The sequence below is a fragment of the Klebsiella sp. F11 genome, from assembly GCF_056712265.1.
The window spans coordinates 443853-456437 of record NZ_CM160060.1 but is presented as its reverse complement, the minus strand read 5'-3'; the positions used below and the strand labels follow the sequence as shown (position 1 = coordinate 456437).

Here is a 12585-nt window from a genome sequence, read left to right as displayed (position 1 = left end):
GCTGCAAAAAGATTAATGCAGCATACCTTCATTTACTTCGAAGAGTAATTCTTCCATCTGCTGGTAGGCGTTTTCACAGCCCGGAATATTAAACAGCACCATCAGGATCACCCATTTAAGGTCTTCCAGTTCGAACTCTGCCGTATCCAGCGCCAGAACGCGCTCTATTACCATTTCCCGCGTTTCGAGGTTCAACACCTGAATTTGCTCGAGGAATAATAGAAATCCTCGGCAACTAGCATCCAGACGCTGACACTCTTCTTCGGTGTAAATCCGTAAAGAGAGTGGGTCAGAAGCCAGCTGCATGGGCTCGACAAGGCCTTCCTGATAGTCAGCCAGTTTCTCGAGCCACATCAGCGCGTTGTAAATATCTTCCCGTTCAAAACCGGCGTCGGTGAGATCCCGAGTCAGCTTATCCTGGTCTACGCGCATTTCTGCTTCGTTATGGATGTAAGTCTCAAACAAATACATGAGTACGTCGAACATGGCTTGCCCTCCTTAATCGGACATAGCCGCCGGGTACAGCTGCGATCCAGCCTGCTAACTCCAGTTCAAGTAGCTGAGCTACGGTCACTGGTACAGATTGGCCGGCACGTTCAGCGACAACGTCAACAGGTGTTACCTCATCTCCTACGTTAGCCAGGAGCTCAGGAAATGGCAATGCTACGGGAGGACGATCCGTGCAATTATTTATGCCGTATGGCCTATCACCCAGCCATAGCAGTTCATGCTGGCAGTATTCGACGATATCCTCGGGCGCCGTAACGGGGACGGCTCCCTGCTTGATGAGCCAGTGCGGCCCCTCTGAACCCGGGTTGCCTATCGGCCCGGGGAGCGCGAAAACCTCCCTTCCCTGTTCAAGCGCGCAGCGGACGGTAACCAACGAGCCGCTTCTCAATGCGGCCTCAACAACCAATACCCCAATACTTAAGCCGCTGATAATCCGATTACGGCGAGGGAAATTTCCCGGTAATGGCGGCGTAGCAAGAGGGAACTCCGAAAGCAGCGCCCCTCCGCTATCCACAATCTGCCTTGCTAAAGCGGCATGCCGACGCGGGTAAATATCACCTAACCCATTCCCTAGCACCGCAACGCTTTTTCCATTCGCGGTAAGCGCGCCGCGATGGGCCACGCCGTCAATACCAATCGCCAGACCGCTGGTAATTGTAATGCCATAGCGTGCCAGGGCTTCGCAGAACACTCTCCCCCAGCGTTCACCGTACCAGGAATGCGCACGGCTCCCGACAACCGCTAGCTGCCGGCTGTGCAAAATGGCGAGGTCCCCCTTAACCAGAAGCGCGCCGGGATAATCAGCGGCTGCGCGCAGCTGCGGTGGATAAAGAGGACTGTCAGCCGACAGCAGATGATGTTCCAGCTGTTCCAGCCATTCCAGAGTGGCGTCGATATCCCGCTGGCCAAAGGTCAAAAACTGCCTCGACTGCGCCGCACTCAGGCCGCAGAGACGTAAAACTTCGCTATTAAGCCCGGCTGCGGCGCCGATCCGGCGAGCGGCGTTCACCATCGTCTCACCATACAGGCCGTTTACCCTCATCAGGCGTAGCCAAATCTCTGCGGGCACCATCCATACTCCCCTGCCATAAGCGGCTTTAACAATCCTTGCGATTGGACAGTGAGACTGTCAATTAGAGGGGGTTTTGTCTAGAATAGAGGTAATAATCTTATCCACTCCTGAATACGACTCTGGATCTTTATGGCAGTTTTGCAAGTGTTACATATTCCGGACGAGCGCCTTCGCAAAGTCGCCGAGCCGGTCAAAGAAGTCAATGCAGAAATTCAGCGTATCGTTGATGATATGTTCGAGACGATGTACGCGGAAGAAGGTATTGGTCTGGCGGCAACCCAGGTTGATATCCATCAGCGCATTATTGTTATTGATGTGTCGGAGAACCGTGAAGGTCAGCTGGTGTTAATTAACCCTGAGCTGCTGGAAAAAGACGGTGAAACCGGTATTGAAGAGGGCTGCCTGTCCATTCCGGAACAGCGTGCGCTGGTACCACGTGCCGAAACCGTGAAAATCCGCGCGCTGGATCGCGAAGGCAAGCCGTTCGAACTGGATGCAGACGGCCTGCTGGCCATCTGTATTCAGCATGAAATGGATCATCTGGTAGGCAAACTGTTCATCGATTATCTGTCGCCGCTCAAACAACAGCGCATTCGTCAGAAAGTTGAAAAACTGGATCGTTTGCGTACGCGTGCCTGAGGACAAGGATTAACGTGTCACAATCATTACGTATTATTTTTGCAGGTACCCCCGATTTTGCAGCGCGTCATCTTGACGCGCTGTTGTCGTCTGAGCACCAGATCGTTGGCGTTTTTACTCAGCCCGATCGCCCCGCTGGCCGCGGTAAAAAGCTCATGCCGAGCCCGGTAAAAGTGCTGGCTGAAGCTAACAATTTGCCGGTCTTCCAGCCGGCATCCCTGCGTCCACAGGAAAACCAGGCGCTGGTCTCCTCGCTTAATGCCGACGTCATGGTCGTCGTTGCGTATGGGCTGATTCTGCCCAAAGCGGTTCTGGATATGCCGCGTCTTGGCTGTATTAACGTCCACGGTTCTCTTCTGCCTCGCTGGCGCGGCGCCGCGCCCATTCAGCGCTCTCTATGGGCCGGCGATACGGAAACAGGCGTAACGATTATGCAGATGGATGTCGGTCTCGATACCGGCGATATGCTGTATAAGCTCTCCTGCCCGATCACCGCAGAAGATACCAGCGCCAGCCTGTATGACAAGCTGGCCGACCTCGGCCCGCAAGGGCTGCTGAACACCCTGGCTCAGTTAGCTAACGCAGCCACTCAACCTGAAGCCCAGGATGAAGCCTTAGCCACCTACGCTGAGAAGCTCAGCAAAGAAGAAGCCCGTATTGATTGGTCGCTTTCTGCCGAACAGCTCGAACGCTGTATCCGCGCCTTCAATCCGTGGCCGATGAGCTGGCTGGATATTGACGAACAGCCGGTGAAGGTTTGGCAGGCATCGGCTATCGCCGAAACAAGTTCCGCTGAACCTGGCACCATTGTGGCAGCCAGCAAGCAGGGCATTCAGGTGGCAACCGGTGATGGCATTCTGAATCTGGAATCCCTTCAGCCTGCGGGCAAAAAAGCGATGAGTGCCCAGGATTTGCTCAATTCTCGCCGGGAGTGGTTTATCCCAGGTAACCGTCTTTCCTGACGGTAGTCACTTCTAAAGCCCGGATCTACCGGGCCTTTTTATTTTCGCGGTTATGAAAAAAAATCTTAATTTACGTAGTCTGGCGGCCCAGGCCGTTGAACAGGTTGTCGAGAAGGGGCAGTCGTTAAGCAACGTTCTGCCACCGTTGCAGCAGAAAGTCGGTGAAAAAGATAAAGCGCTGCTGCAGGAGCTGTGCTTTGGCGTCCTGCGCACCCTGAGTCAGATGGAATGGCTGATCAATAAGCTGATGGCTCGCCCGATGACGGGAAAACAGCGCACCGTTCACTATTTAATTATGGTCGGCTTTTATCAGCTGCTGCACACCCGTATCCCCGCCCATGCGGCGCTGGCGGAAACGGTTGAAGGTGCGGTAGCGATTAAGCGTCCGCAGCTCAAAGGGCTGATCAACGGCGTGCTGCGCCAGTTCCAACGCCAGCAGGAAGAATTGCTTAACGAATTCGCCGCAAGCGACAGCCGCTTCCTGCACCCCGCATGGCTACTCAAACGCCTCCAAAAAGCCTGGCCGCAGCAGTGGCAGGCCATTGTGGATGCCAACAACCAGCGTCCACCGATGTGGCTACGCGTTAATCGCAATCATCACTCACGCGATGAATGGCTGGCGCTCCTTGAAGAGGCGGGCATGCAGGGGTTCTCTCACCCGGATTATCCGGATGCCGTCCGCCTGGCGACGCCGGCGCCTGTACACGCCCTTCCCGGCTTTGAGCAAGGCTGGGTCACCGTTCAGGATGCTTCCGCCCAGGGCTGTATGCGCTATCTGACCCCGGAAAATGGTGAAAGGATCCTCGATCTTTGCGCCGCGCCCGGCGGCAAAACAACCCATATTCTGGAAGTCGCGCCGCAGGCCAGCGTACTGGCTGTCGATATCGATGACCAGCGTCTGTCCCGTGTCTACGACAACCTGAAACGTCTGGGAATGAAAGCCCAGGTAAAACAGGGTGACGGCAGATATCCGGCGCAGTGGTGCGATGATGAAAAATTCGATCGTATTCTGCTCGATGCGCCCTGCTCTGCAACGGGCGTCATTCGCCGCCATCCGGACATTAAATGGCTGCGTCGTGACCGCGATATCGCAGAGCTGGCGCAGCTTCAGGCTGAGATTCTTGATGCCATCTGGGCACATTTAAAACCCGGCGGCACCCTGGTCTATGCGACCTGCTCAATTCTGCCGGAAGAGAATAGTCAGCAAATTGCGGCATTCCTGACGCGCACCCCTGACGCAGAACTTAGCATTAGCGGGACGCCTGAGCAGCCTGGACAGCAAAATCTGCCCGACGCGGAAGAGGGTGATGGATTCTTTTACGCTAAGCTGATCAAACATCGGAAATAATGGATCGCTGCTGATGAAGATTATTATTCTGGGCGCCGGACAGGTTGGCGGAACTCTCGCGGAAAACCTCGTCGGAGAGAACAACGATATTACCCTGGTCGATACCAACGGTGATCGCCTGCGCAGCCTGCAGGATAAGTTTGACCTGCGTGTTGTTCAGGGGCATGGCTCTCATCCACGGGTACTGCGCGAGGCCGGAGCCGATGATGCAGATATGCTGGTTGCCGTCACCAGTTCTGATGAAACCAATATGGTGGCCTGCCAGGTCGCCTATTCCCTGTTTAATACGCCTAATCGCATTGCCCGTATTCGTTCTCCGGACTACGTACGTGACGCCGATAAGCTTTTCCACTCAGAAGCCGTGCCGATTGACCATCTCATCGCGCCGGAACAGCTTGTTATCGACAATATTTACCGTCTGATTGAGTATCCAGGCGCGCTGCAGGTCGTAAATTTTGCCGAAGGGAAAGTGAGTCTGGCGGTTGTTAAAGCCTACTACGGTGGTCCGTTGGTCGGCAACGCGCTCTCGACAATGCGTGAACACATGCCGCATATCGACACGCGCGTGGCGGCAATTTTCCGCCACGATCGCCCTATTCGGCCCCAGGGTTCTACCATTGTTGAAGCCGGAGATGAAGTGTTCTTTATCGCCGCATCTCAGCATATCCGCGCCGTAATGAGCGAGCTGCAGCGCCTGGAAAAACCCTATAAGCGCATCATGCTGGTTGGCGGCGGAAATATCGGTGCGGGTCTGGCCCATCGGTTGGAAAAAGACTATAGCGTGAAGCTAATTGAACGCGATCAGCAGCGCGCCGCCGAGCTGGCGGAAAAGCTACAAAACACCATCGTCTTTTATGGTGACGCCTCAGACCAGGAGCTTCTCGCAGAAGAGCATATTGATCAGGTCGACCTCTTCATTGCCGTTACTAATGATGACGAAGCCAACATCATGTCAGCAATGCTGGCCAAGCGGATGGGCGCCAAAAAGGTCATGGTGCTTATCCAGCGAAAAGCCTACGTCGACCTGGTTCAGGGCAGCGTTATTGATATCGCTATCTCCCCGCAACAGGCGACCATTTCAGCGCTGCTCAGCCACGTCCGTAAAGCCGATATCGTCGGCGTCTCTTCCCTGCGCCGCGGCGTAGCAGAAGCCATCGAAGCCGTCGCCCACGGAGATGAAAGCACCTCACGCGTCGTGGGTCGTTCGATCGATGAGATCAAGCTTCCCCCGGGGACGATCATTGGCGCCGTGGTTCGCGGAAATGATGTCATGATCGCCAATAATAATTTGCGTATTGAGCAGGGCGACCACGTAATTATGTTCCTCACCGACAAAAAATTTATCTCCGATGTCGAACGGCTGTTCCAGCCAAGCCCTTTCTTCCTGTAATTTATTTGGGCGCCGGTAACGCGCCCATATCCATTAACCTTTATTTATCAATGGATAATATTTTTATGCAGTTATTCAACAATAATGGAAAATGGAAATACATTTGATAAACTTATCCCTGTCAGCTGGTTCAAGGAGAATAAAATGAGTATTTTAAAAGAGTTTCGCGACTTCGCGATGCGCGGGAATGTGGTCGATCTGGCAGTGGGTGTCATCATTGGTGCAGCGTTTGGTAAAATTGTATCGTCACTGGTTGCCGATATTATTATGCCGCCGCTTGGCCTGCTTATTGGTGGGATCGATTTTAAATCTTTCGCCGTCACGCTGCGCGATGCTCAGGGAGATATCCCGGCCGTTGTGATGCATTATGGCGTGTTTATTCAGAACGTCTTTGACTTCGTCATCGTAGCGTTTGCCATCTTTATGGCAATTAAACTGATGAATAATCTGAACCGTAAAAAAGCAGAGGCTCCTGCAGCACCGCCGGAACCGACGAAAGAAGAAGTATTGCTGAGTGAAATTCGTGACCTGTTAAAAGAGCAGAATAACCGTTCGTAATCAGGCCACAGAAAGCAGAAAGCCAGTGGTAAAAAAGTGATTCACTCTCTTGCCACTGGCCTCCCGGTCACTCCTTCCTGCATATTTTTCTTTTCGCTGATAGCTTCCTTTCCCTTTCTTGTTTTTCTCAACGCGCTGTCTGAACAGCGGATCATGAAGCAGTGCCTCAATGGCATTATCTTTTATTTGCCCTTTTGTATGCTGATAGCGACTCATAGTTACTCCTGATGGTGAATGAGATCGACGCGAGTGTAGATCTCCACGCGCAAAAAATCAACGCCCTGCATTGGCGCTGCTGGCCCCCTGCTCAAGCGCTTCAAGAATGGAACAGTAGACGCTGCTGTGAGCGCTGCCGCAGCATGCATCGTTAAGTCTCTGTAAGGATCGGCGCATTGCTTGTAATTCCTTAATACGCGACTCAACTTCGCTCAGGCGCGCCTGCACGATTCCCTTTGATTCCTGGCAGGTATGATGCTCCGGATCGATGCGGATCGATAGCAGTTCACGGATCGATTCGAGCGTAAACCCCAGCTGCCGCGCGTAGCGGATAAAACGTAGCCGCTGAAGGTCATTGTCGGTATAAAGACGAAATCCGCCCTCAGTACGTACGTCGTGGGCCATCATCTGCTGCTTTTCGTAGTAGCGAACGGTGTCGGGTGTAACATCCGCCAGCTTTGCGAGCTCACCAATGCGATACATACTTACTCCTCATTTATCTTGTGTTGCAGCCTCGCGGAATACTCGCCACGGAGAAAATCGGTATTTAACCCAGCCTGGCGTAGCTTCAGCTCGAGCAAAGCAAGCCTGCGGCTCAGTTCGACATGCTGCGGGTCATCCTGACGAATGACTTTAAGCAAATCAACCAGCGCAACGGCTTCTCTACGATGTTCCAGCTCAGGAGGTAAACAGCCGGCGTTCTTGAGTAAGCGGTAGCTGACGCGTAGTTCAGGTGGCACATGCAGATCGTCATCCAGGGTCAGCGGTTCACCGCGGCCGGGAAGATTATCAAAGTCACCTTTGTTTTGTGCGTCAAGGATATGGCGTTCTGCCCACTGATCCAGCAACCACATCATACGGCTCCGGGGATGAACAAAAAGAATACAGATAGTGTAATGAAGCAGAGATGAGGAGGATATAAAAAAACCCGCCGAAGCGGGTTTTTTTACGTTACTACAGATTACTCTGCAGCAGCTTCTGCTTTCGGCTCAGCACGATCAACCAGCTCGATGTATGCCATCGGCGCGTTGTCGCCTGCACGGAAGCCACACTTCAGAATGCGAGTGTAACCACCGGCGCGGCTCGCGAAACGCGGGCCCAGCTCGTTAAACAGTTTTGCCACGATCTCGTTATCACGAGTACGGGCGAATGCCAGACGACGATTAGCTACGCTATCAGTCTTGGCAAGAGTAATCAGCGGCTCAACTACGCGACGCAGTTCTTTCGCTTTCGGCAGGGTCGTCTTGATGATTTCATGACGAACCAGCGAACCAGCCATGTTACGGAACATAGCCTGGCGATGGCTGCTGTTGCGGTTCAGTTGACGACCACTCTTACGATGGCGCATGACCTTATCCTTCTCAGTAAAACCTTAACCTGTGATCCGGTTACTCGTCAGCAATGCTTGCCGGTGGCCAGTTTTCCAGGCGCATGCCCAGAGACAGACCACGTGAAGCCAGCACGTCTTTAATCTCAGTAAGAGATTTTTTACCCAGGTTCGGCGTTTTCAGCAACTCAACCTCGGTACGCTGTACCAGATCACCGATATAGTGGATAGCTTCTGCCTTCAGGCAGTTAGCAGAGCGGACAGTCAATTCGAGATCGTCAACAGGGCGCAGCAGGATCGGATCGAATTCTGGTTTCTCTTCTTTCACTTCCGGCTGACGTACATCACGTAGGTCAACGAAAGCTTCAAGTTGTTCTGCCAGGATGGTTGCCGCACGACGAATCGCCTCTTCAGGATCGATTGTGCCGTTGGTTTCCATTTCGATGACCAGCTTGTCCAGGTCGGTACGCTGTTCTACACGCGCTGCTTCAACATTGTAGGCAATACGCTCTACGGGGCTGTAGCATGCGTCGACCAGCAGACGGCCGATTGGGCGCTCATCTTCTTCCGAATGAATTCGGGCAGAAGCCGGCACATAACCACGACCGCGCTGAACTTTGATACGCATGCTAATAGCAGCGTTCTCATCGGTCAGGTGGCAGATCACATGTTGCGGCTTGACGATTTCGACATCACCGTCATGGGTGATGTCGGCTGCGGTCACAGGGCCAATGCCAGATTTATTCAAAGTAAGGATAACTTCATCTTTACCCTGAACTCTCACCGCCAGCCCTTTCAGGTTGAGCAGGATTTCAAGGATATCTTCCTGAACGCCTTCTTTGGTGCTGTACTCGTGAAGTACACCATCAATCTCAACCTCGGTCACCGCGCAACCCGGCATCGATGAGAGCAGAATACGGCGCAGTGCGTTACCCAGAGTATGGCCAAAGCCACGCTCTAAAGGCTCAAGGGTCACCTTGGCGTGCGTCGAACTCACTTGCTCGATATCGACCAGGCGCGGTTTTAGAAACTCTGTCACAGAACCCTGCATTGTGTCCTCTCTTTGGTACTAAGCTTTACTTGGAGTAAAGCTCGACGATCAGGTGTTCGTTAATGTCCGCAGACAGATCAGAACGTTCCGGCTGACGCTTGAACGTACCTTCCATCTTGCCAGCATCAACTTCCAGCCAGGTTGGCTTTTCACGCTGCTCAGCCAGCTCCAGAGCGGCCTTCACGCGAGATTGCTTTTTCGCTTTCTCACGAATGCTAACAACGTCGTTCGCTTTAACCTGATAAGAAGCGATGTTAACAACACGACCGTTTACCATGATAGCTTTGTGGCTAACCAGCTGACGTGATTCAGCACGAGTTGCGCCGAAGCCCATACGGTATACAACGTTGTCCAGACGACCTTCCAGCAGAGCTAATAGGTTTTCACCGGTGTTGCCTTTCAGACGTGCTGCTTCTTTATAGTAGTTACGGAACTGACGCTCCAGCACACCGTACATACGGCGAACTTTTTGCTTTTCACGCAACTGCACACCATAGTCAGACAGACGCGGTTTACGCGCACCGTGCTGGCCAGGAGCTTGTTCAATTTTACACTTGGTATCGATCGCGCGAACGCCAGACTTAAGGAACAGGTCTGTGCCCTCACGACGGCTCAGCTTGAGCTTAGGACCCAAATATCTTGCCATTTTCTTTCTCCAACAATCCTAGAAACGAGCGCGTTATACGCGACGTTTTTTCGGCGGACGACAACCGTTATGAGGGATCGGAGTCACATCAGTAATATTAGTGATGCGGAAACCAGCGGCGTTCAGAGCACGAATAGTAGATTCGCGACCCGGACCCGGACCTTTGACCATAACTTCCAGATTCTTGATGCCGTATTCTTTTACGGCTTCAGCGCAACGCTCTGCTGCAACCTGAGCTGCAAACGGAGTTGATTTACGAGAACCACGGAAACCGGAACCACCGGCTGTTGCCCAACCCAGCGCGTTACCCTGACGATCGGTAATGGTAACGATGGTGTTGTTAAAAGACGCATGGACATGAGCCACGCCATCAGAGACTTGTTTTCTTACACGCTTACGTGCACGAACTGGTGCCTTTGCCATTATTCAATCACCCCGATTATTTCTTGATCGGTTTACGCGGACCCTTACGGGTACGTGCGTTGGTCTTAGTACGCTGACCGCGAACCGGAAGACCACGACGATGGCGTAAACCACGATAGCAACCAAGGTCCATCAGACGCTTGATGCTCAGGGTGATTTCACGGCGCAGATCACCTTCAACGACAAATTTACCTACTGCTTCACGCAGGGATTCAATTTGTTCCTCAGACAGCTCACTGATCTTAACATTTTCAGCGATACCCGTGTCAGCACAGATGGCTTTAGAACGGGTCTTGCCGATACCGAAAATAGCAGTTAATGCGATTACGGTATGTTTGTGATCAGGAATGTTAATGCCTGCTATACGGGCCACTATGCACTCCTACTATTTAATATGTACGCACCATGCTGAAAAGCCCGTTTTCAGGATACTCAAATGGAAACGCACAGACATACAAAAGATTGGCTGGCTAATCTAGCCAGCTCAATCCAACTTTGCAAGAAAAATATGCGAAAAAATCAGCCTTGGCGCTGTTTATGCTTTGGCTCGGCACTGCAAATCACACGGATGACACCATCACGCTTAACGATTTTGCAGTTACGGCATAATTTCTTGACGGAAGCACGAACTTTCATTTTTACTCTCCGTAACTTCTCGGGCGACCAGTTATCGGCCGTAGCCTTTCAGGTTCGCCTTCTTCAATGCAGACTCGTACTGACTTGACATCATCAGAGTTTGCACTTGAGCCATAAAGTCCATAATCACAACGACAACAATTAGCAGCGAGGTTCCACCGAAGTAGAACGGCACCTTCATTGCATCACGCATGAACTCCGGGATCAGGCAGATAAAGGTAATATACAGCGCACCAACCAAAGTCAGGCGAGTCATTACTTTATCGATATACTTCGCCGTTTGCTCTCCCGGACGAATTCCTGGTACAAATGCACCGGACTTCTTCAGGTTATCTGCTGTTTCACGCGGATTGAAAACCAAAGCCGTGTAGAAGAAACAGAAGAATATGATTGCAGACGCATAGAGTAACACATAAAGCGGTTGCCCAGGCTGCAAATACAGCGAAATTGTTGTCAGCCAGTTCCAACCGGTTCCGCCCCCGAACCATGACGCGATGGTCGCAGGGAACAGAATAATACTGGAAGCGAAAATTGCAGGGATTACACCCGCCATATTCACTTTCAGCGGCAAATGTGTGCTCTGTGCAGCATAGACGCGACGACCTTGTTGACGCTTCGCGTAGTTCACCACAATGCGGCGTTGACCACGTTCAACGAATACAACAAAGAAGGTCACGGCAAACACTAATACTGCAACCAATAGCAACAGGAGGAAGTGCAGGTCGCCTTGACGCGCTTGCTCGATAGTATGGGCGATGGCCGGCGGGAGACCCGCAACGATACCGGCGAAGATAATGATTGAGATACCGTTACCGATACCACGTTCAGTAATCTGTTCGCCGAGCCACATCAGGAACATGGTTCCTGTGACCAGACTTACAACAGCGGTGAAATAGAATGCAAAGCCTGGATTCATCACCAGGCCCTGCATACCAGGCATATTCGGCAGACCGGTAGCAATACCGATCGACTGGAATATCGCCAGCACCAGAGTACCGTAGCGGGTGTACTGGCTGATCTTACGACGACCAGACTCCCCTTCTTTCTTCAGCTCTGCTAGCGGCTGATAAACAACCGTCAGCAGCTGGACAATGATCGATGCCGAAATATACGGCATGATGCCCAAAGCAAAGATAGAAGCACGGCTGAGAGCACCACCAGAGAACATGTTGAACATTTCAATGATGGTGCCTCGCTGTTGCTCAAGCAGTTTGGCAAGTACAGCGGCATCAATACCAGGGATCGGAATAAAAGAACCAATACGGAATACAATCAGCGCACCGATAACAAACAAAAGTCTGCGTTTCAGCTCGCCAAGTCCACCTTTGGCACTTTGAAAATCTAATCCCGGTTGCTTAGCCATCTGCTACTTATTCCTCAATTTTACCGCCAGCAGCTTCGATAGCAGCACGAGCACCTTTAGTCACGCGCAGGCCACGAACAGTTACCGGACGAGCTACCTCGCCAGAAAGAATCACTTTCGCGAACTCAATCTGAATACCGATAATGTTAGCTGCTTTCAGCGTGTTCAGGTCGACTACATCGCCTTCTACGTGAGCCAGATCGGAGAGACGAATCTCTGCAGTGATCATTGCTTTACGAGAAGTGAAGCCGAATTTCGGCAGACGACGGTACAGAGGCATCTGACCACCCTCGAAACCGCGACGTACGCCACCGCCAGAACGAGAGTTCTGACCTTTGTGACCACGACCACCGGTTTTACCGAGGCCAGAACCGATACCACGACCCAGGCGCTTACCCGCCTTTTTAGAGCCTTCGGCCGGAGACAGAGTATTTAAACGCATCT

Annotated in this window: 18 protein-coding genes; 5 read left to right on the top strand and 13 right to left on the bottom strand. The window is 52.3% G+C overall.

What is annotated here, in order from left to right; all coding sequences use genetic code 11:
• Positions 1 to 12: 12 nt before the first annotated feature.
• Together smg and dprA are read right to left on the bottom strand one after the other, a co-directional pair.
• Positions 13 to 486: a DUF494 family protein Smg gene (gene smg / locus AC1M2H_RS02335; RefSeq protein ID WP_426813983.1), complete on the bottom strand. Its 474-nt coding sequence runs from the start codon at positions 484 to 486 to the stop codon at positions 13 to 15.
• Positions 458 to 1582: a DNA-protecting protein DprA gene (gene dprA, locus AC1M2H_RS02330; protein ID WP_480150134.1), complete on the bottom strand. Its 1125-nt coding sequence runs from the start codon at positions 1580 to 1582 to the stop codon at positions 458 to 460. Before dprA ends, smg begins: the two co-directional genes overlap by 29 nt.
• A 129-nt stretch (positions 1583 to 1711) precedes the next feature.
• Between dprA and def the strand changes: the two genes are divergently transcribed.
• The 5 genes from def to mscL all read left to right on the top strand — a co-directional run bounded on the left by def (position 1712) and on the right by mscL (position 6479).
• On the top strand, positions 1712 to 2221 hold the full coding sequence (def, locus tag AC1M2H_RS02325) for a peptide deformylase (protein WP_041142954.1): 510 nt from the start codon (positions 1712 to 1714) through the stop codon (positions 2219 to 2221).
• A 14-nt stretch (positions 2222 to 2235) separates the two neighbouring features.
• Positions 2236 to 3183, top strand: coding sequence for a methionyl-tRNA formyltransferase (gene fmt, locus AC1M2H_RS02320; RefSeq protein ID WP_480150133.1), 948 nt, complete (start codon positions 2236 to 2238; stop codon positions 3181 to 3183).
• A gap of 52 nt (positions 3184 to 3235) precedes the next feature.
• A complete protein-coding gene (gene rsmB, locus AC1M2H_RS02315) occupies positions 3236 to 4531 on the top strand; it encodes a 16S rRNA (cytosine(967)-C(5))-methyltransferase RsmB (protein ID WP_480150132.1) in 1296 nt (431 codons plus the stop codon).
• Positions 4532 to 4544: 13 nt separating this feature from the next.
• On the top strand, positions 4545 to 5921 hold the full coding sequence (gene trkA, locus AC1M2H_RS02310; RefSeq protein WP_041142957.1) for a Trk system potassium transporter TrkA: 1377 nt from the start codon (positions 4545 to 4547) through the stop codon (positions 5919 to 5921).
• 144 nt (positions 5922 to 6065) lie between these two features.
• The gene (gene mscL, locus AC1M2H_RS02305) at positions 6066 to 6479 is read left to right on the top strand and encodes a large-conductance mechanosensitive channel protein MscL (protein ID WP_480150131.1); all 414 of its coding nucleotides are present in this window, start codon (positions 6066 to 6068) and stop codon (positions 6477 to 6479) included.
• Here mscL and AC1M2H_RS02300 read toward each other — a convergent pair whose 3' ends face one another.
• The 11 genes from AC1M2H_RS02300 to rplO form a co-directional block, all read right to left on the bottom strand.
• Positions 6480 to 6695, bottom strand: coding sequence for an alternative ribosome-rescue factor A (locus AC1M2H_RS02300; RefSeq protein WP_095105708.1), 216 nt, complete (start codon positions 6693 to 6695; stop codon positions 6480 to 6482).
• Between the two features lie 57 nt (positions 6696 to 6752).
• Positions 6753 to 7178, bottom strand: coding sequence for a Zn(2+)-responsive transcriptional regulator (gene zntR, locus AC1M2H_RS02295; RefSeq protein ID WP_480150130.1), 426 nt, complete (start codon positions 7176 to 7178; stop codon positions 6753 to 6755).
• A 2-nt stretch (positions 7179 to 7180) separates the two neighbouring features.
• Positions 7181 to 7549 carry a DnaJ family domain-containing protein gene (locus AC1M2H_RS02290; RefSeq protein WP_480151822.1) on the bottom strand — a complete coding sequence of 123 codons (369 nt, stop codon included), beginning with the start codon at positions 7547 to 7549 and terminating at the stop codon, positions 7181 to 7183.
• A gap of 107 nt (positions 7550 to 7656) precedes the next feature.
• The gene (gene rplQ / locus AC1M2H_RS02285) at positions 7657 to 8043 is read right to left on the bottom strand and encodes a 50S ribosomal protein L17 (protein ID WP_002919206.1); all 387 of its coding nucleotides are present in this window, start codon (positions 8041 to 8043) and stop codon (positions 7657 to 7659) included.
• 40 nt (positions 8044 to 8083) lie between these two features.
• Positions 8084 to 9073: a DNA-directed RNA polymerase subunit alpha gene (locus AC1M2H_RS02280; protein ID WP_002919219.1), complete on the bottom strand. Its 990-nt coding sequence runs from the start codon at positions 9071 to 9073 to the stop codon at positions 8084 to 8086.
• Between the two features lie 25 nt (positions 9074 to 9098).
• Complete coding sequence (gene rpsD, locus AC1M2H_RS02275; protein ID WP_004868345.1) at positions 9099 to 9719, bottom strand: 30S ribosomal protein S4; 621 nt, start codon at positions 9717 to 9719, stop codon at positions 9099 to 9101.
• 33 nt (positions 9720 to 9752) lie between these two features.
• Positions 9753 to 10142 (bottom strand): 30S ribosomal protein S11, encoded by a 390-nt coding sequence (gene rpsK / locus AC1M2H_RS02270; protein ID WP_004138423.1) that lies wholly within the window; start codon positions 10140 to 10142, stop codon positions 9753 to 9755.
• Between the two features lie 16 nt (positions 10143 to 10158).
• Positions 10159 to 10515: a 30S ribosomal protein S13 gene (gene rpsM, locus AC1M2H_RS02265; protein ID WP_004106333.1), complete on the bottom strand. Its 357-nt coding sequence runs from the start codon at positions 10513 to 10515 to the stop codon at positions 10159 to 10161.
• A 146-nt stretch (positions 10516 to 10661) separates the two neighbouring features.
• On the bottom strand, positions 10662 to 10778 hold the full coding sequence (gene rpmJ / locus AC1M2H_RS02260) for a 50S ribosomal protein L36 (RefSeq protein ID WP_000868187.1): 117 nt from the start codon (positions 10776 to 10778) through the stop codon (positions 10662 to 10664).
• Between the two features lie 31 nt (positions 10779 to 10809).
• Entirely contained in the window at positions 10810 to 12141 is a 1332-nt protein-coding gene (gene secY, locus AC1M2H_RS02255) for a preprotein translocase subunit SecY (RefSeq protein ID WP_132731662.1), read from the bottom strand.
• Between the two features lie 7 nt (positions 12142 to 12148).
• On the bottom strand, positions 12149 to 12583 hold the full coding sequence (rplO, locus tag AC1M2H_RS02250) for a 50S ribosomal protein L15 (RefSeq protein WP_041142964.1): 435 nt from the start codon (positions 12581 to 12583) through the stop codon (positions 12149 to 12151).
• Between the last annotated feature and the right edge of the window lie 2 nt (positions 12584 to 12585).

Excerpts from the sequence above, each read along its gene's own strand:
- rpsD (WP_004868345.1), bottom strand. The coding sequence starts at position 9,719 with ATGGCAAGATATTTGGGTCCTAAGCTCAAGCTGAGCCGTCGTGAGGGC.
- rplO (WP_041142964.1), bottom strand. The coding sequence starts at position 12,583 with ATGCGTTTAAATACTCTGTCTCCGGCCGAAGGCTCTAAAAAGGCGGGT.
- rplQ (WP_002919206.1), bottom strand. The coding sequence starts at position 8,043 with ATGCGCCATCGTAAGAGTGGTCGTCAACTGAACCGCAACAGCAGCCAT.
- dprA (WP_480150134.1), bottom strand. The coding sequence starts at position 1,582 with ATGGTGCCCGCAGAGATTTGGCTACGCCTGATGAGGGTAAACGGCCTG.
- AC1M2H_RS02290 (WP_480151822.1), bottom strand. The coding sequence starts at position 7,549 with ATGTGGTTGCTGGATCAGTGGGCAGAACGCCATATCCTTGACGCACAA.
- rpsK (WP_004138423.1), bottom strand. The coding sequence starts at position 10,142 with ATGGCAAAGGCACCAGTTCGTGCACGTAAGCGTGTAAGAAAACAAGTC.
- AC1M2H_RS02300 (WP_095105708.1), bottom strand. The coding sequence starts at position 6,695 with ATGAGTCGCTATCAGCATACAAAAGGGCAAATAAAAGATAATGCCATT.
- def (WP_041142954.1), top strand. The coding sequence starts at position 1,712 with ATGGCAGTTTTGCAAGTGTTACATATTCCGGACGAGCGCCTTCGCAAA.
- AC1M2H_RS02280 (WP_002919219.1), bottom strand. The coding sequence starts at position 9,073 with ATGCAGGGTTCTGTGACAGAGTTTCTAAAACCGCGCCTGGTCGATATC.
- zntR (WP_480150130.1), bottom strand. The coding sequence starts at position 7,178 with ATGTATCGCATTGGTGAGCTCGCAAAGCTGGCGGATGTTACACCCGAC.
- secY (WP_132731662.1), bottom strand. The coding sequence starts at position 12,141 with ATGGCTAAGCAACCGGGATTAGATTTTCAAAGTGCCAAAGGTGGACTT.
- rpmJ (WP_000868187.1), bottom strand. The coding sequence starts at position 10,778 with ATGAAAGTTCGTGCTTCCGTCAAGAAATTATGCCGTAACTGCAAAATC.
- rsmB (WP_480150132.1), top strand. The coding sequence starts at position 3,236 with ATGAAAAAAAATCTTAATTTACGTAGTCTGGCGGCCCAGGCCGTTGAA.
- smg (WP_426813983.1), bottom strand. The coding sequence starts at position 486 with ATGTTCGACGTACTCATGTATTTGTTTGAGACTTACATCCATAACGAA.
- mscL (WP_480150131.1), top strand. The coding sequence starts at position 6,066 with ATGAGTATTTTAAAAGAGTTTCGCGACTTCGCGATGCGCGGGAATGTG.
- trkA (WP_041142957.1), top strand. The coding sequence starts at position 4,545 with ATGAAGATTATTATTCTGGGCGCCGGACAGGTTGGCGGAACTCTCGCG.